Here is a 17,003-nt window from a genome sequence, read left to right as displayed (position 1 = left end):
CCGTCGTCGCGCGTCATCGCCTCGTGGCCACCCTGCGCGGGAGCCATCCGACGGCGTCGCCGGCGACGGGTGCGTCGCCGGGGATCGCGCGCAGCCGACGCCGCGCCACGACGAGCGCGGCTCCCAGGACCAGGGCCAGCAGTGCCGCGGCGGCCATCGAGATCGTCGCCGCGCCCGTGCTGGCGAGGCCGGACGGACGGGGGTCCGGGACCCCAGTCCCGCCGGCCACCCCGTCACTACCGGCGGCAGCGGAGCCGTTCGCGCCCAGGCCCGGCGCCGCCGGGCCGACCGCCACGACCGTCAACGGCGTCCAGCCGACGAGCCCGCCGTCTTCGCTCGTCACGGCCAGACGGTGCTCCCCGGCCTCGACGTCGTCCGGGAGGACCACCGTGTACCGCCCGTCGCTCCCCACCTGCGCCCTGCCGAGCAGCACCGGCTCCGAGAACAGCCACGTCGCGACCGTCACCCCCGCGCTGTTCGGGCCGACGAAGACCGGCACCGTGTCGCCGGGCGAGAACTCACCGTCCACGCGCACGCCGCCCCGGTTCGACTCCGTGAGCTCCGCCTCGCTCGGAGGACCGACGTCGGTCGGGTCCGTCGGGTCCGTCGGGTCCGTCGGGTCCGTCGGGCCGGCGGCGAACTCGGCCGCGGTCATGCCGCAGTGCTGCTCGTCGGCGCGCTGGGCGTCGATGCCGACGGCGACCAGCAGCGTGCCACCGTCGGACGCCCCGGCGATCTCGGCGCCCGAGGGGTCGAGCGCCGTCTGCGTCATGTCGAGGCAGTAGACGCCCGCGGCGGCGAACGCCCACGAGCCGTGCGCGTGCGCGGCGTACGTGAGGGTCGTCCGCTGGGCGTCGAGCAGCACGCGCGGGGCACCCCAGTCGTCCCCGGCCGAGTCGTACAGCGTGAACGCCCCCGGCCCGCGCACGTCGTCGAGGTCCCACCGGACCGACGCCGCGCCCGTGCCGTCCGCGACCTCCAGGTTCCATCCGGGCCACACGAGGTCGACCTGCGGGCTCTCCGGCAGGAGCCACACGGGGTCGCCCCCCTCACCGAGGAACCCGTAGGACGGGTCGGAGGGCACCTGCTGCCGCGCGCCGTCCGCCACCTCCAGCGTGACGTCGCCGAGAGCACGCTCCACGGCGGGAACCGTCGAGCCGTCGTGGACGACGGTCTCGAGGGTCGTCCCGGCCGCGGCCTGCGCTGCCACGCGGGCCAGCAGGTCGACGTGACCGCTGCGCAGCACGGCCCGGTCGGTGACCGGCCACTGACCCTCGGGGTCGGTCGGGTCCGTCGGGTCCGTCGGGTCCGTCGGGTCCGTCGGGTCGGTCGGGTCCGTCGGGTCCGTCGGGTCGCACGGCTCGACGCCCGCAGGGTCGACCCCGGCGGCGACGGTGAGCGTGGTCGTCGCGCTCACGGGCTCCCCACCTGCGGCGGTACCGGCGAGCGTCGTGGTGAGGCAGTAGCGGCCCGCGTCGGAAAAGCTCCAGCGCAGCAGGTTCGCCGCACCCGGGACGACGGTCGCCGACGTCGCGGGGTAGTCGACGTTCGTCGACAGCAACGCTCCCCGGTGCCCGGGGACGAGGGACTGCCACTCGTCGACGACGAGGAACGTGCCCGGTCCGTCCACCTCGTCGAGCGTCCAGGTGAGGTCGCCGTCGAAGGCCGCCGGGTCGAGGTCGGCGAGGTCGAGGCTCAGGTCGTTCGACTGCGGCGACTGCGCGCGCAGCTCGAAGCCGCGCACGTACTCCTCCTCGGCGTCGCGCCAGTCCTCACGCAGCGCCTCGACGTGCAGGCCGGCCACCGTGTCGCCGGTCGCGACGACGACGTCCGCCAGGTCGTGGCGCACGCCCGACGACGCGCGGTCACCCTCGACGAGCGACAGGTCCAGGCCCGCGTCGGTCAGGCGTGGCGCGAGGTGCGCGAAGTGCACGCGCTCGAGGTAGCGGGGCTCCTCGATCACCGCTTTCTCGTCGCTGGGTGCCTCGGCCGGAGCGACGGCGTGGCTGACGGCGCGCTCGGCGCCCGCCTGCACGCATGTCGGCGCCGAGGTCGGGTCGTACGTCCCGCCGCCGACCACGAACGTGAGCACCGTGTCGTCACCGACGTGCGAGCCGTCGGTCTCCGTCGCGTCGGCGGTCATGCGGATGCAGTAGGTCCCCGGTGCCGTGAAGTCCCAGCTCAGGTGCTTGTGCGCGAGGCTCGGCGGCAGCGCCTGGTGCGCCTGGGGCAGACCTTGCCTCGTCGAGAAGTACGGGGACGCGCCCGAGCGGACGTATCCCTCGTCCGCTCCGAAGAAGAAGTCGCCCGGTGCGGCCCCGCCGTCCAGGCCGGTCACCGACTCGACCCGCAGGTTCGGCAGTCGCTCGTAACCGGTCGCGTCGAAGTGCTCGGACGCCAGACCGAGCCAGGCGATCCCCGGCTTGGGCTGCTTCGGCAGCCGGTAGACCGTCTGGCCTGCGGGCGCGAGGAACGTCGAGTCCGCGGACGCCGTGGGCTGGGGCACGGTGATCCGCGCAGCGTCGGGGACGTGCACGACCGTCGTCGCCGGCTCGTGCCAGGTCTCCCACGTCGTGGTCGACTCGCGCAGCAGCAGGCGCAGCGCGTCGTCGCCCGGCCGCAACGAGAGGTCCGTGTGCGTCGGGGGCAGCACGGTGTTGTTGCGGGGGTCCGTCAGGTCCCCGGGCACCGGTCCGTCAGGATCGACAGGGTCCACCGGGTCGACGGGCTCCTCGCCCTCGGGCGGGAGCACCGGCTGGTCGGGGTCGACGGCCGCCCCGCAGCCGGCCGTGGCAGCGTCCGGGACGTTGCCGACCGCGACGCGCAGCATCACCGGCTCCGAGGAGACGACGTCGCCGCCGGCCGTGGTGATCTCGGCCCGCAGGTGCACGCAGTGGAGCCCGAGCTCGGTGAAGTACACCGAGTCGGACGTCGAGTGCTGGCCAGGGTTCATCGCCAACGGCTCGTACGGGGCCGCCATGCCGTGGCCGGCGTACCAGCCTCGCGCCGGCGTGCCCTCGATGAAGACGCCGGGCCTGCCGAACGCGACCAGGCCACCTCCCTCGACGTCGTCGATCACCCAGCGGACCCCGCCGGCCACGACGTCGGTCCGCGACATGCCGTAGGTGCTCAGGACGATCGTCGCGGCCGTGCCCTCGAAGCCGCTCGCCGGGACAGAGCGCTGCGTCCCGTAGACGGTGGTCCCCTCCGGTCCGAGCGGTGCCCACGTCGCGTCGGTGCTGACGGTCCCCTGCTTGGGACGGGGCACCGAGACGACGACGTCCTCCACGCCGTACCGGGACTGCGCGTCCTTGGGGGCGGTGGTCGTCGTCGGCCCGTGGCCCAGGTCGATCGCCGCCAGGCCGTCCACGTACGCGGCGGTGAGGAACGACACCCCCTCGTCGATCACGGCGGGAGCCGTGGCGGGGACCGCGCCGAGCGCGCCCGCCTCGTCCTGACCGTGGGCGGGCGGGGCGAGGGGCAGGGCGATCCCCACCGCCAGCGCCCCCGCCACCGCGGCGCGGCGCACTGCGCGCCCGGCTGGATACCGGCTCCCTGTCGTCTGTCGTCTCACTGCCGTCGTCCGTCCTGGGTCGTCGAGGCGCGCCGAGTGTCGACGCGTCGTCCTGCTCGTCACGTCCGTCGCCCTCCGGGTCGGTGATAGAGACCCCGTCGCGCGCGGACCGCTTCGTCCGGCGAAGCGCTGCACACGTGCGTGCGGGCGGAGCCCCGCACCCCACCCGCACGCACGCTCGCCCGTCAGGAGCTCTTCAGCGGGAGCTCCTCGGACGTCGCCCACGGCACGCCGTCGACGCTCACGTCGAACGTGATCACGTAGGTACCGGTCGCGGCGAAGGTCCACGCCACGTCCTCGTGCCCACCCGGGCTGAGGGCCACGGCACCGCTCGCGGCCGTCGCGCTCGCCGAGAAGGACCCCGCGAGACCGCTCGCCGACAGTGACGAACCCGTGCTCGACGACTCCAGCGCGTTCGCGCTGAACTCGACCTCCGAGAGGTCGCACGTCGCGCCCTCCTCGACGGCGAACCCGACCGCCGGCCCGACCGACCCACCGCTCGTGAACGCCAGCCAGTCACCCGCCGGCAGCTCCAGATGGGCACCCCCGACGTGCTCGTGGACGTGCGCGTGCACGTCCGTCACGTCGCCGTTCGCGTCGCACTCGATCTCCGCCGCCACGTCGAAGTGGCCCGTCGACCGGTCCGCCGCGGCTGCCGGCCCGGCGAGCGCCGCCGACAGACCCACCGTGAGCACCGCCGCCCCGAGCAACGCCGCGCCCGCTCGGGCGCCCCCTGCCGTCCGCATCGAACGCATCGTCGTCTCCTGTCCAGCCGCCCACCCTGAGCGGCTAGACGATAATGGTTCTCATTTAACTGTGGCGCAAGGGGGCACTGCGGACGTCTCATCATCTGGACCGCATCCCGGCTCTTGGCGGAGTGCCACGGCCCGCGGCACGGCCCTCGCGCACCCGAACGCTCGCTCGGACACCCGGACGACGGAACGCACGATTTGGGCATGAGAACAATTCTCAGTATCTTCTCGCCTGTGCTTCACGAGCTTCGGCGCCCTCCTGCGGGCACCTCACCGTCAACGAGACGTCAGGAGTCTCGACGCCCCCTCGCCCGACGAGCCGTCCTTCTCAGCACCGTCCTGGCGGTCGCTGCGGTGCTGCTGATCGTCGTCTCGTGCGCCGTGGGGGCGGTCGCGGTCGCTCCTGCGCAGGCCGCACAGATCGTCGTCGGGCACCTGGTCCCGGGGATGCCGTGGATGAGCGACGGTTCTCTGACGACGCTGCAGGACCAGGCCGTGTGGCAGTTCCGCCTGCCCCGCGTGCTCCTGGCCGGGCTGGCAGGTGCCGGTCTCGCGCTGGCCGGGGCGCTCATGCAGGTCACCGTCCGCAACCCCTTGGCGGAGCCCTACATCCTCGGGGTCTCGTCGGGTGCGAGCGTGGGGGCGGTTCTCGTCATCGTGCTCGGGTCGGCCGCCGTCGGTGGGCTCTCGCTGAACGTCGCGGCGTTCGTCGGGGCACTGGTGGCCTGCGGGTGCGTCGCTGCGCTGGCCCGCAAGGACGGGACGCTGTCGCCGACCCGCATGATCCTGTCGGGTGTCGCGCTGGGCAGCCTGTTCAGCGCGATCACCAGCTACCTGACGATCTCCACCGACGCGCAGAACGTCGTGAGCGTCCTGTTCTTCCTCCTCGGCAGCGTCTCGGCGGCGACGATGACGAGTCTCGTCGGCCCGGCCGTCGCGCTCGTCGTGGGGTGCGTCGTGGCGGTGGCCTTCTCGAGGTCGCTCAACGCCCTGCTCACCGGCGACGAGTCGGCGGCCTCCCTCGGCGTGGACCCCACGAGGCTGCGGGGCGGCCTACTCGTCGTCGCGTCGCTGCTCACGGGGACCGTCGTGTCCGTCGCGGGCGGCATCGGCTTCGTCGGGCTCGTCGTGCCGCACGTCGCGCGCATCGTCGTCGGCTCCGACCACCGCCGCATGCTGCCCGTGACCGTGCTCGGGGGTGCGGTGTTCCTCATGGCAGCGGACCTGCTCGCACGCACCGTCGCGGCACCGACCGAGATCCCCCTCGGCATCCTCACGGCGTTCGTCGGCGCCCCCTTCTTCCTGTGGCTCATGCGCCGCGACGGCGCCGCGCGGGCGGGGTTCGGCCGATGAGGGTGGAGATCGACGGGGTCTGCGTCACGCTCGGCGGACGCGAGGTCGTGAGCGGTGCGTCGCTCGTCGTCGAGCCCGGCGAGGTCGTCGGCCTCGTCGGGCCGAACGGCAGCGGCAAGTCCTCGCTGCTGCGCACCCTGTACCGGGCGGTGCGTCCGAGCAGCGGCACGGTGCGCGTCGACGGCGACGACGTGCTCGCGCTCGGTCCGCGCGAGGCCGCCCGCCGCGTCGCGGTCATGCTGCAGGACCCGCGCACGGAGTTCGACCTCGACGTGCACGAGACCGTGCTGCTCGGCCGCGGCCCGCACCACGCGTCGTTCGGGCGCGACACCGCGGAGGACCTCGCGATCGTCGACGAGGCCATGCGCCGCACGGAGGTCGACGACCTGGCCGACCGCATGGTCGCGACGCTCTCCGGGGGGCAGCGGCAGCGCGTCATGCTCGCGCGCGCCCTCGCCCAGCGCAGCCCTGTGCTCGTGCTCGACGAGCCCAGCAACCACCTCGACGTCAGCCACCAGCACGACCTGATGAGCACCGTGCGCGGTCTCGGCCGCACCGTGATCGCCGCGCTGCACGACCTCAACCTCGCCGCCCAGTACTGCGACCGCGTCGTCGTGCTCGCCGACGGCCGCGTCGTCGCCGACGGCCCGCCCGGGGTCGTCCTGACCCCCGACCTCGTGCGCGCGACGTTCGCCGTCGACGTGCGCGTGCTCGGCGACCCTCCCGTCTTCGCGTTCCGACCCCTGCCCCGCGCCACCGCGCGCACCTCCGACCGCACCACCGCGCCCCGAGCAGAGAGCACGCACCCATGACGACGCCCCACACCCCCCGTCCCCGGACCACCGCACGCCGCGCCGCGGGGGCCGTCCTCGTCGCCGCGCTCCTGGCCGGCTGCGGACAGTCGGTGACGACGGACCCACCGGCAGAGGCGGGTGCCGGCGACGAGACAGCACCGGCTCCCGTGACCCTGGAGAACTGCGGCCGCGAGGTCGTGGTGGAGGAGGTGCCGACGGCCGCGGTCGGGATGCACCCCGCCCAGACCGAGCTGCTGCTGCGGCTCGGACTGGCCGACCGCCTGGCCGGTCAGGCGCAGGCGGGGGCGCAGGCGCTGCCCGACGACGTCGCAGACCTGGCGCAGGACGTGCTCGTCGTCGGCGACGTGATGCCGCCTCCGCGGGAGGACCTCCTCGCCGTCGGACCGGACTTCGTGTACTCGCCCACGACGTACGAGTTCACCGCCGAGCAGGGCTTCGCGAGCATCGAGCAGCTCGAGCAGGCCGGGGCAGCGGTGTACGTCGCGACGGGAGGGTGCGCGGAGCGACGGATGTCGGCCGAGGTGACAGACCTGTTCACCGACCTCGAGAACCTCGGGGAGATGTTCGACGTGCAGGACGCCGCCGCGGAGCTCGTCGAGCAGAGCCAGGCGGAGCTGGACGAGGTCGAGGCAGCTGTCGCCGACGTCGAGAAGCTCCGGGTCGCGCAGGTGTACGTCGAGGGCACGACGCTCTCCGCGATCGGGGCCGGTGTGGAGCACGACATCCTGCGTCGCGCCGGTGCGGACACCGTGCACGCACCCGACCAGCCCGCCTTCGCCGACTTCTTCGCCGCGACGATCACGCCCGAGTCGCTCGCGGCGGAACAGCCGGACGCGCTCGTGTTCTCCGTCTACGACGACGGGCACGAGGCCGCGACGCGCGAGTACCTGACCACGACCTTCCCGGACATGCCGGCCGTCCGGGAGGGCCGCCTCATCGCCGTGTCCAGCGCCGACGTCTTCCCGGGCACGCTCGGCAACGTCTCGATCGTGCGCCAGATCGCCGAGCAGCTCTACCCCGTCGCGTTCTGAGCGGTGCTCCACCGGCGGCTCCTCCACCTCGCGGGCGCGGCCCCGGGCGCCATCTGCGCCCTGGCCGCGCTCGGTGTCGCGCTGTGCGGAGTGCACGTCACGTTCGCCGTCCTCGCGGGCGAGGCCGTGGCGGCGGTCGTGCACGGCCGCGGGCAGGTGCTTGCGCTGCTCCTTCTCCTCGGCGTCGTCGCGGCGGTGCGCGCGGTCCTCGTCTGGGCGCAGGAACCGCTCGCCGCACGCACGGGGGTGGCTGTGCGGGTGCGGCTGCGCGCCCGGCTGCTGCGCCAGCTGCAGGCCGTTCCCGCCGGCGAGCGCGACTCCGGGCGGGCAGCGGCGACCGTGCTCGACGGCGTGAACGGGGTCGACGCGTACTGCACCCGTTACCTGCCCCAGCTCGTCGTCACGGCGGTCGTCCCCCTCGGCGTCGTCCTCCTCGTGGGGACGTACTCGCCCGCGGCCGCGGGGGTCCTCGCGGGCTCGGCCGCCGTGGCCGTCCTCCTGCCCCGCCTGGGCGACGCGCGCCTCGTGCGCCACGGACGCCTCCGCTGGCAGCGGTTCGAGGAGCTCGCGGGCGACTACGTCGAGGCGCTGCAGTCGATCCCGCTGCTCCGGTCCTTCGGCGCGTCCGAACGTGCCGGCGACCGCCTCGCAGGACGCGCCGAGGCGCTGCGTACGTCGACCATGCACCAGCTGCGCTGGTCCATGGTCGACACGGGGGTCGGAGTCCTCGCGATGCAGCTCGGGGTCGTCCTCGCCGTCGTGGTCACGCTCGTCGACGCCGCCCGCGGCATCCTGCCAGTCGCCGGTGCGATCACCGTTTTGCTGCTCGCCCGGGAGTGCTTCCGGCCCGTCACGGACCTCGCCCGGCACTGGCACGCCGGCTACCTCGGGCTCACGGCCGTCGACGGGTTCGACCGGCTGCTGTCGGCCCGGTCGGCGGTGACCGACGACGGCACCCGGTCACGGCCCGCCTCCTCGCCCGCAGCCGTCGCGCTCGAGCAGGTGACGTACCGCTACCCCGGCACCGACGTCGGCGTCACCGACGTCACCCTCCACATCGCACCCGGCGAGACCCTCGCGGTCGTCGGGCCGTCCGGCTCCGGCAAGAGCACGCTCGCCCGGCTGCTCGAGCGCGACGTCGACCCCGACCTTGGCACCGTCCGCGTCGACGGCGCGGACCTGCGCACCTTCGACCGTGCGGCCCGCGTGCGCAGCGTCGTCGTGGTGCCCCAGGACCCGGCACTCTTCGCGTGGACGGTCCGGGACAACCTGCGCCTGTACCGCCCGGGGGCGACCGACGCGGAGCTCGAGGACGCCGCGCGCGCCGCCGAGGTGCACGACGTCCTGCTCGCCCTGCCGCAGGGGTACTCCACCGTCCTCGCCGAGGACGGTGCACAGCTGTCGGGCGGGCAGCGCCAACGCCTCGCGGTGGCGCGCGCCCTCGTCTCCCGAGCACCCGTGCTGGTGCTCGACGAGGTGACGTCCGCCCTCGACCCCGAGACCGAGCGACGCCTCGTGCGCACCGTCGCTGGACGGGCCGGCCACCGCACGACGATCGTCGTCGCGCACCGAGCGGGCGCGTGCGCCCACGCCGACCGGTGGATCGCTCTCGAGGGCGGACGGGTGGTGGGCTCGGGGGACGGCCCGCCGACGGAGCGCGTCCTCGCCGGAGCGGACCGATGAGGCCCGTGCTGCGGATGCTCCCGGTCGTGCTCACCCACCGACGGCTCTTCGTCGAGACCGTCGTGTGGAACGTCGTCGCCCAGGTCACCGTCCTCGTGATCGCGCTCTGGCTCGCCGCGACGGTAGGACGGGCGGTCGCGGGCGAGCCGCCGGCGCTCGGACCGACCACGGCCGGGCTCGCCGCCCTCTGCCTGGTCGCCGCGGGTGCGGCTTGGCGCGAGGCGTGGGTGTCGCACGACCTTGCCTACCGGCTCATTGGCGTCCTGCGCGGTCGGGTCTTCGACACGCTGCGCCGGGCGCTCCCGACGCGTATCCGCCATCGGCACTCCGGTGATCTCACCACGACGGTCGTCACGGACATCGAGACTCTCGAGTGGCTCTACGCCCACACGGTCTCCCAGACGCTCGGCGCAGGGCTCGTCCTCGGGATCAGCGCCGCGGCATCGGCGGCGATCAGCCCTCTGCTGCTGCTTGTGTGGGTACCGCTGCTCGTCGTCGGCGTCACCGTCCCCCTCACCACGGCGCGGCGCGCCCGAGGCGATGGCGACGCGCTCGCGGCGGGCACCGCGCAGCTGCGCGCCCAGGTGCTCGACACCGTCCGGGGCCTGCGGGAGCTCGCCGGCGCCGACGCGCTCGACACCCAGCTCGCGAACGTGTCCGAGCGCACGCGGGCACTGGGCCGCCTCCAGGTCCGCGAGGCGTCCCGCCTCGGGGCCGAGCGCGGCATCGGCGACCTGCTGCTCGCGGCCACCGCGCTCGGCGCGCTCGGCGTCGCACTGCTGGACCGTGGCGCGGTCGCACCGGGCGACGTCCCGCTCGCCCTGACCGTGGCGGTCGCCGGGCTCGGTCCCGCGGCGCAGATCGCCGACCTGCTGCGCAACGCCGGCACGCTGCGCGCGGCGGCCGCGAGGATCACCGAGGTGCTCGACCTCCAGCCCGCCGTCGGGACGGACACCAGGGCGGAGGAGCACCGACCGGACCGGCCACCCGCCGCGACGGAGAGCGGCCTCGTGCTCGACGCCGTGTCCTTCTCCTACGACGACGCTCGGCCCGTCCTCGACCGGCTCTCGCTGCACGTGCGGCCCGGGGAGGTGGTCGCGCTCACGGGACCGTCCGGGGCGGGAAAGACGACGGCGGCTCGGCTCGTGCTGCGCCTGTGGGACCCCGACTCCGGTGCCGTCCGCGTCGACGGGACCGACGTCCGGGACCTGTCCGACCAGGCGCTGCGCGCACTCGTCGCCGTCGTCCCGCAGTCGTCCCCGCTGCTGCGCGGCACCGTGGGGACGAACATCGTGCTCGGCGATCCCGACGCCTCCGCGGAGGCGGTCGGACGGGCGGCGCGGGACGCGGGCCTCCTCCGCCCGGACGTCGGGCTGCCCCGGGGACTGGACACCCCCGTCGGCGAGCACGGCCACGGGCTCTCCGGAGGGCAACGGGCCCGTGTCGCCATCGCGCGCGCTCTGCTGCGCGACCCACGGGTCCTCGTGCTCGACGAGGCGACCGCGTCGCTCGACCACGAGGCCGACGCCGCCCTCATGGAGCTGCTCGCCACCTCGCCGAGCCGCGCCACGCTCGTCGTCGCCCACCGACGAGCGACCGTCGAGGCCGCCCATCGCGTGGTTCGCCTCGACCGTGTCAACGATGCAGCGGGTCGGTTCTCCTAGCCCTCGGCGCGACGACGATGTCCACCGCTCCGACCGCGCCCAGCTCACGGCGAACGGCCTGGGCCGCCGGTCTCGTGAGCTGCTCCGCCATGGCGACGCTCAGGTCCGGCGAGATCTCCACGCGCGCCTGGACGGCGAGGCGGTGCCCCGTCCACCGCAGGCGGACGTCGGTGACATTCTCGATGCCCTCGACGTGCTCGAGGGCGTGCCAGGCCCTGCGGGTCAGGTCCGGGTCGACGCCGTCGAGCAGGCGGCGGCCGACGTCTCGTGCGGTGCCCCACAGCAGGACCAGGATGGCGGCCGTGATGAGCAGACCCACCACGGGGTCAGCGAGCGGGAACCCGGCCCAGACTCCGACCACGCCGAGGATCACGGCGAGCGAGGTGAAGCCGTCGGTGCGGGCGTGCACGCCGTCGGCGACGAGCGCGGCTGATCCGATCCGGCGACCGACGCGGATCCGATAGACGGCGACCGCCTCGTTCCCGGCGAACCCGACGATGCCTGCGGCGAGCACCCATCCGAGGTTCTCCAGAGGTTGCGGATCAGCCAGGCGGCGCACGGACTCGACGCCGGCGACGACGGCTGACAGGGCGATCATCGCGACGATGAACAACCCGGCGAGGTCCTCCGCCCGGCCGTACCCGTAGGTGTAGCGGGTGGTGGCGGCGCGCCGGCCGAGGACGAACGCGATCCACAGCGGGACGGCGGTCAGCGCGTCAGAGAAGTTGTGGACGGTGTCCGCCAGCAGGGCGACCGACCCGCTGATCGCGACGATCGCGAGCTGGGCGGTCGCGGTGAGTCCGAGCACGAGCAGGCCGACCTTGACCGCCCGGATGCCCTGCTCGCTGGCCTCGAGCGCGTCGTCGATCGAGTCGGCGGCGTCGTGGGAGTGGGGTACGAACACCTCGTGGAGCCAGCCCTTGAACCCCCGTGGGTGCGGGTGGTCGTGCCCGTGCGCCTCGTGCGCCGGGTGATGAGGGTCCGGATGGTCGGCATGCGGATGACGGTGCGTCGCGGTCACGACGCGTCCAGCGGGTGATCCGGGTGCGCGCGGTGGTGGGCGGGGTCCTCGTCGAGCGCGTGCTGCGCCTGGAACACCGCCTGCGTCACGAGGTTGCGCGCGTGCTCGTCGACCAAGGAGTAGAACACCCGCGTCCCGTCCTGCCTCGTGCGCACGACCCGGCCCCAGCGCAGCTTCGCCAGGTGCTGCGACACCGCGGTCGGGGACTTCCCGATGTGCTCCGCCAGGTCGTTGACCGAGGACTCGCCGTCCCGCAGCGCGAGGATGATCCGCACCCGCGTCGCGTCCGCGAGCAGCGAGAAGACCTCCGCAGCGAGCTCTACGTACTGGCTCTCCACGCCGAAGGAACATCTCTGCTTATCTGCATGCATGCGCAGACACCAACGCACGCGCGGGTCGCGTGCCCGAGCCGCCTGCGGGGCATCGGCGCCGGGCATGGCAGAGGCACGGGTCTGCGCCCTGCCTCGACGCGTGCTCCGTCGCTAGGCGTGCGACGAAACGGAAGCGGTCGGGGCCCGGTCGTCGACCGCTCCTGAGGGGTCGACATCATGGCGGACCTTGCCGCCGGCCTCGTCCTCGGACGTCCGCGCGGAGGTGTGCATGCGCCGTCGCGCGACCAGGCCGTGGCGCGGGGCGAGGAACCAGGCGAGCAGGAACACCGCCGTCGCGACGAGCACGATGGTGCCGCCCGCGGGCAGGTCGAGGCTCCAGGACAGGTAGAGGCCGACGAGCGCCGACGAGCCACCGATGACGGGGGCGAGCAGCATCATCACGCCGAGCCGGTCCGTGAGCAGGCGCGCTGCCGCAGCGGGCGTGATGAGGAGGGCCAGGACGAGGATGTTGCCGATCGTCTGCACCGAGATGACGATCGCGATCGTCACGAGCACGTAGAGCACGAGGTCGAGCCGGAACACGGGCAGCCCGGCCGACCGGGCCATCTCCCGGTCGAGGCTGACCGCGACGAGCTCCTTGTGCAGCAGGAACGCGAGCAGCAGGAGGACCGTGCCGGCGACCGCGACGACGACGACGTCCTCGTCGGGGATGCCGGTGATCGAGCCGAACAGGAACTGCTGCAGCGAGCCGGCGTACCCCGGCGCGGTCGAGATGACGACGATGCCGAGCGCGAACGCCGCGACGAAGAACACGCCGATGATCGAGTCCTCCTTGAGACGGCGGTTCTGCGAGAAGACCGCCACGAGGACCGCCGTGACGATCCCGGCCACCGCCCCGCCGACCACGAGCGACCCCTGGAGCACGAACGCCACCGCGAGGCCCGGGAAGACGGCGTGCGCGACGGCGTCCCCGATGAAGGCCATCCCGCGCAGGACGACGTGGCAGCCGATCACGCCGCACACGACGCTCGACATCACCGCCACGAGGAGCGCCTTGGGGAGGAACGCGAGGTCCGGGTTGAGCAGGTCCTGGACGAAGTCGCCGATCGAGATCACGCGTCCCCCTTCGGGTCGGTGGCCGGAGAGAGCCCGAGGGCCGCGAGCAGCGGCGAGGACGGGGAGATGCCGAAGGCGCGCATCCACAGGGCGGGGTCGTCGAGCTCTGCCGGGGTGCCCGTCGCGACGACGGTGCGGTTCAGCAGGCAGATGCGCGTGCACGCGTGCATCGCGGCGACGAGGTCGTGGGTAGTCATGAGCACGGCCTTGCCGTCGTCGCGCGCGAGCTCGGCGAAGAGGTCGGTGAGGAGCTCCTGGGTCGGCACGTCGAGGCCCGTGAACGGCTCGTCGAGCAGCAGCGCGCGCGGCCCGAGCGCGAGGGCGCGCGCGACGAGGACGCGCTGGCGCTGCCCGCCGGACAGCTCGCCGACGGGCCGGCCGCGCAGGTGCGTCATGCGGACGCGGTCGAGCGCCTCGCGCACGGCGCGATAGTCGGGCACGCCCGGACGGCGCAGCCAGCCGATGCGGCGCACCCGCCCTGACATCACCGCGTCCTCGACCGAGATCGGGAAGTCCCACGCGAACTCGTGGCGCTGCGGCACGTAGCCGATCGCCGCCGACGCGGGACGACCCCCGGCACCGTCCACGAGAATCTCGCCGGACCGACGTCGCACGAGGCCGAGCACGGCGCGGAGCAGGGTCGTCTTGCCCGCTCCGTTGGGCCCGATGAGACCGACGAGCTCGCCGGCGTGGACGTCGAGGTAGGCGTCGTGGAGCACGAGCCGGCCGCCGAGCTCGACGGCCACGTCACGCACGCTCAGCACCGGCGTCACGCCGTGGGACGCCGGGACCGGCTCCGCCGGCCGGCTCGACGCCGCGCTCCGAGCGGCGCCCGTGCTCGTGCTCGTGGACGCGCTCACGACGCGTCCCCGTGGGGGGCGGAGTCCGCCTCCCGCTCGGCGGCCGCACGGGCGCGCCGGCCGTGCAGGACCGTCACGACGACCGCGGCGAGGAGGACGACGACCGCGAGGCCGACCCAGAGCGCGACCGTCGAGGTCGGTGTCCCGGCCCCCGCCGCGTCGGAGGTGTCCGCGGTCGACGCGTCGTCGGGCGCCGCGGGCTCGGACGGCTCGACGTCCGTCGGGTCGTCGACAGGCTCCGCCGCCTCCGGCTGCGTCTCGTCCGCGGCGGCGAAGGCCGTCTGCGGGTCGGTCGCGGTCCCCACGGCGAACCGGAGCACACCCGCGTCCTCGACCGACGACCCGTCCGCCAGGTCGGCGAGCACGGTGACGTCGAACGTGTAGACGCCGGGCTCGGTGAACACCCAGTTGGCGTGCACGTGAGTGTTCACCTCCATCCACAGGTCCTGGGGAGCGTCCACGTCGGAGCTCCACAGCACGTTGGGCGGACCGGTGACGCCCTCCTGCAGGAAGAGGTGGAACGCGCCCGGTCCCTCGACGCCGTCGAGGCGCAGGGTCGCGCCGCGGTCGATGCGCTGCGTGACCTCGGGGTCCTGGGTGTTCCAGCCGATCCAGACGACGTCCTGGTTCTGCACCTGCGGCACCACGTAGAGCGGCGCACCCGGGTCGACGCCCAGGAAGGCGAAGTCCGGGCTGTCCGGCGCAGGGAGGATCGCGTCGTCGAGGACGTGCAGCACCGTCTGCTCAGGGGCGCGCCACACGGCCGGGACCACCCTGTCGTCGCGCGCCTGGAGGGTCCACGTGCCGTCGAGGAACCGCGGACCGATGTCCAGGTGCCCCTGCGTCACGACCTCGCGGCCCTCGACGCTCATCTCGTCGGCGCCGACGCGCTGCTGCAGACCCGGCTCGTCCTGCGTGTCGGCGGGCAGGGAGTGCGTGGCGGGGACGGCGGCGGCCGGACCGGCCACGAGCGTCCCGGCCAGGAGCGCGCACGAGAGCGCGACCGCGGTAAGGAGGGGGCGGGGAGTCATGGTCGTCCTTCGTGTCAGGAGGGGGCGCTCACGCGAGGCAGCGGCGCAGGGAGTCGGCGTTCGCTCGCATCATGGCGACGTAGGTCGTGACGTCGTCGTCGAACGCGTCGGAGTAGATAGGGCACACCTGGACGCCGTTCTCCCTCGCGACCTCGGTGAGCACGGAGGACCGAGCGGCGAGGTTCGGCTCGAGGAACACGGCGGGGACGCGCAGCGTCCGGACCGTCTGCGTGAGCTTCGCGCGCTCGGCGACGCTCGGCTCGGTCGCGGGGTTGGGGGTGACGAAGCCTGCGATCTCGACGTCGTAGGCCTTGCCGAGGTACGCGAACGCGTCGTGCGTCGTGACGAGGTACCGCTGCGAGCGAGGGATGGCCGCGAGGGTGCGCTCGACGTACGCGTCGGTCTCGTCGAGCGTCCGCAGGTAGGCCTCGGCGTTGGCGCGGTACTCCGCCGCGCCCGCCGGGTCCACCTCGACGAGCGTGTCCCGGATGATCTCCACGTAGGCCTGCGCGTTGCGCACGTCCTGCCACAGGTGCGGGTCGATCTCACCGTGCACGTGCTTGCCGAGGACCGCCTGGGGCAGCTGGTAGACCTGCTCCCCCGCCCGGCCGAGGAAGCGGAAGTCCGGGCCTGCCGGGACCGGCGCGAGCGCCTTGTTCGGCACCGCGATCACGGTGTCGTGCGGGTCGTGCACGTGGTGGTGGCCACCCACGTCCTCGGCGGAGTCCGAGGAGATGACGATCTCCCCCGTGTCGAGCTGCACCGCCAGGTCGGCGTGCCCGCCGTCGAGCACTTCGGCGCCCTCCATGCCTGGTACCGAGTAGGGGTCGACGCCGACCGCGAAGGTCACCGTCGACGCGCCGGCCGGCACGGGGTCCGCCTCCGGCGTCGTCAGCAGCTCCGCCTCCAGGTCGAGGCGGTACACGCCCGGTTCGGAGAAGGTCCAGCTCATGTGGGTGTGCGCGTCCGTGGGCAGGGTCACCGTGTCGCCCCCTCCCCCGCCTCCGTCGGCACCGGTGGCTCCGTCGAACCCGTCGGCCGAGTCGAAGTACACCCGGGGGTTCCCGAACGTCTCCGTGAGGTAGCCGGTGAGCTGCCCGGGCCCGTCCAGGCCGGTGGCGCCGAGCCGCACGTCCGACGAGCGCGTCGCGCCGTGCTCCGCGCCCGTGCCGCTCACGGCGAGCCCGAGCCAGATGGTGTCGAGGTTGACGTTCTCGACGAGCGGGATGATCTCGGCCGCGTACTTCACGGCCGACTCGGCGAGCGAGACGTTCGGGACGTCCGGCGGCAGGTTGGCGTCGAGCATCTTGATGATGTCGTGCTCCTCCAGCAGCATGTAGTTGCTGAAGGCGACGTCCGCGTACACGACGTCGCGCACGTCGCGCAGCGACGGCTCGTACGAGTGCGGGTCGCCGCCCTCGGGGACGAGCGACGTGACGGTGGCACGGTCGCCGACGACGTTCCGGGCCAGGTCGGCGAGGACCCCGGTCGTCGCGACGACGCTCAGCCCGTCGGCGGGGTCCGCCGACCCTGGTGCCGGGGCGCACCCGGCGGCGACGACCAGCACGCCTGCCAGGACGCCCGCGAGCGTGCCGGCGGCACGTGGGCCCGGCGTGGCGCCGTGGCGCGCACGGCGCGTGCGGTCGGCGAGGGTCATGCTCCTGCTCTCTGTGCGGTCGGTCTCCGTACGCCCGCTGCCCGCGAGCGCTGAGGACCCCGCCTGCGACACCACCCGGGGAGGAGGTGGTGGTGCCACAGGCGGGAGCGGTCG

Annotated in this window: 13 protein-coding genes; 5 read left to right on the top strand and 8 right to left on the bottom strand. The window is 73.8% G+C overall.

The genetic code is table 11. The annotated features are described in order from the left end of the window. Positions 1-13 precede the first annotated feature (13 nt). Positions 14-3,574 carry a choice-of-anchor M domain-containing protein gene (locus V5D56_RS05220; protein ID WP_435737997.1) on the bottom strand — a complete coding sequence of 1,187 codons (3,561 nt, stop codon included), beginning with the start codon at positions 3,572-3,574 and terminating at the stop codon, positions 14-16. A 185-nt stretch (positions 3,575-3,759) separates the two neighbouring features. Continuing rightward, complete coding sequence (locus tag V5D56_RS05215) at positions 3,760-4,320, bottom strand: hypothetical protein (RefSeq protein ID WP_435737996.1); 561 nt, start codon at positions 4,318-4,320, stop codon at positions 3,760-3,762. Between the two features lie 360 nt (positions 4,321-4,680). Between V5D56_RS05215 and V5D56_RS05210 the strand changes: the two genes are divergently transcribed. The 5 genes from V5D56_RS05210 to V5D56_RS05190 are packed head-to-tail and all read left to right on the top strand — an operon-like array spanning position 4,681 to position 10,872. Beyond that, the gene (locus V5D56_RS05210; protein WP_435737995.1) at positions 4,681-5,679 is read left to right on the top strand and encodes a FecCD family ABC transporter permease; all 999 of its coding nucleotides are present in this window, start codon (positions 4,681-4,683) and stop codon (positions 5,677-5,679) included. Next, a complete protein-coding gene (locus V5D56_RS05205; RefSeq protein WP_435737994.1) occupies positions 5,676-6,491 on the top strand; it encodes an ABC transporter ATP-binding protein in 816 nt (271 codons plus the stop codon). Before V5D56_RS05210 ends, V5D56_RS05205 begins: the two co-directional genes overlap by 4 nt. Next, on the top strand, positions 6,488-7,525 hold the full coding sequence (locus V5D56_RS05200; RefSeq protein WP_435737993.1) for an ABC transporter substrate-binding protein: 1,038 nt from the start codon (positions 6,488-6,490) through the stop codon (positions 7,523-7,525). The genes V5D56_RS05205 and V5D56_RS05200 overlap by 4 nt, the downstream gene beginning before the upstream one ends. Positions 7,526-7,528: 3 nt before the next feature. Continuing rightward, the gene (locus tag V5D56_RS05195; RefSeq protein WP_435737992.1) at positions 7,529-9,208 is read left to right on the top strand and encodes an ABC transporter ATP-binding protein/permease; all 1,680 of its coding nucleotides are present in this window, start codon (positions 7,529-7,531) and stop codon (positions 9,206-9,208) included. Continuing rightward, complete coding sequence (locus tag V5D56_RS05190; protein WP_435737991.1) at positions 9,205-10,872, top strand: ABC transporter ATP-binding protein; 1,668 nt, start codon at positions 9,205-9,207, stop codon at positions 10,870-10,872. The genes V5D56_RS05195 and V5D56_RS05190 overlap by 4 nt, the downstream gene beginning before the upstream one ends. On the opposite strand, the gene V5D56_RS05185 is transcribed toward V5D56_RS05190, so the two are convergent. The 6 genes from V5D56_RS05185 to V5D56_RS05160 all read right to left on the bottom strand — a co-directional run bounded on the left by V5D56_RS05185 (position 10,844) and on the right by V5D56_RS05160 (position 16,889). Continuing rightward, complete coding sequence (locus tag V5D56_RS05185) at positions 10,844-11,776, bottom strand: cation diffusion facilitator family transporter (protein WP_435737990.1); 933 nt, start codon at positions 11,774-11,776, stop codon at positions 10,844-10,846. The genes V5D56_RS05190 and V5D56_RS05185 overlap by 29 nt on opposite strands. Positions 11,777-11,889: 113 nt before the next feature. Continuing rightward, positions 11,890-12,264, bottom strand: a complete 375-nt coding sequence (locus V5D56_RS05180; RefSeq protein WP_435737989.1) for an ArsR/SmtB family transcription factor — start codon at positions 12,262-12,264, stop codon at positions 11,890-11,892. A gap of 111 nt (positions 12,265-12,375) precedes the next feature. Then, positions 12,376-13,341 carry an anchored repeat-type ABC transporter permease subunit gene (locus V5D56_RS05175; RefSeq protein ID WP_435737988.1) on the bottom strand — a complete coding sequence of 322 codons (966 nt, stop codon included), beginning with the start codon at positions 13,339-13,341 and terminating at the stop codon, positions 12,376-12,378. Continuing rightward, positions 13,338-14,201 carry an anchored repeat-type ABC transporter ATP-binding subunit gene (locus V5D56_RS05170; RefSeq protein ID WP_435737987.1) on the bottom strand — a complete coding sequence of 288 codons (864 nt, stop codon included), beginning with the start codon at positions 14,199-14,201 and terminating at the stop codon, positions 13,338-13,340. Before V5D56_RS05170 ends, V5D56_RS05175 begins: the two co-directional genes overlap by 4 nt. Further along, positions 14,198-15,232: a choice-of-anchor M domain-containing protein gene (locus V5D56_RS05165; protein WP_435737986.1), complete on the bottom strand. Its 1,035-nt coding sequence runs from the start codon at positions 15,230-15,232 to the stop codon at positions 14,198-14,200. The genes V5D56_RS05170 and V5D56_RS05165 overlap by 4 nt, the downstream gene beginning before the upstream one ends. Before the next feature lie 28 nt (positions 15,233-15,260). Next, positions 15,261-16,889: an anchored repeat ABC transporter, substrate-binding protein gene (locus V5D56_RS05160; protein ID WP_435737985.1), complete on the bottom strand. Its 1,629-nt coding sequence runs from the start codon at positions 16,887-16,889 to the stop codon at positions 15,261-15,263. Between the last annotated feature and the right edge of the window lie 114 nt (positions 16,890-17,003).

The organism is Cellulosimicrobium sp. PMB13 (genome assembly GCF_051294865.1).
Taxonomy (GTDB): Bacteria; Actinomycetota; Actinomycetes; order Actinomycetales; family Cellulomonadaceae; genus Cellulosimicrobium.
The sequence above is the reverse complement of the archived record's forward strand: the minus strand, read 5'-3'. Positions and strand labels throughout refer to the sequence as shown.

Bases quoted from the DNA above. Each gene is read 5' to 3' on its own strand.
- V5D56_RS05215 (WP_435737996.1), bottom strand. From the start codon at position 4,320: ATGCGGACGGCAGGGGGCGCCCGAGCGGGCGCGGCGTTGCTCGGGGCG.
- V5D56_RS05205 (WP_435737994.1), top strand. From the start codon at position 5,676: ATGAGGGTGGAGATCGACGGGGTCTGCGTCACGCTCGGCGGACGCGAG.
- V5D56_RS05200 (WP_435737993.1), top strand. From the start codon at position 6,488: ATGACGACGCCCCACACCCCCCGTCCCCGGACCACCGCACGCCGCGCC.
- V5D56_RS05190 (WP_435737991.1), top strand. From the start codon at position 9,205: ATGAGGCCCGTGCTGCGGATGCTCCCGGTCGTGCTCACCCACCGACGG.
- V5D56_RS05180 (WP_435737989.1), bottom strand. From the start codon at position 12,264: ATGCATGCAGATAAGCAGAGATGTTCCTTCGGCGTGGAGAGCCAGTAC.
- V5D56_RS05165 (WP_435737986.1), bottom strand. From the start codon at position 15,232: ATGACTCCCCGCCCCCTCCTTACCGCGGTCGCGCTCTCGTGCGCGCTC.
- V5D56_RS05160 (WP_435737985.1), bottom strand. From the start codon at position 16,889: ATGACCCTCGCCGACCGCACGCGCCGTGCGCGCCACGGCGCCACGCCG.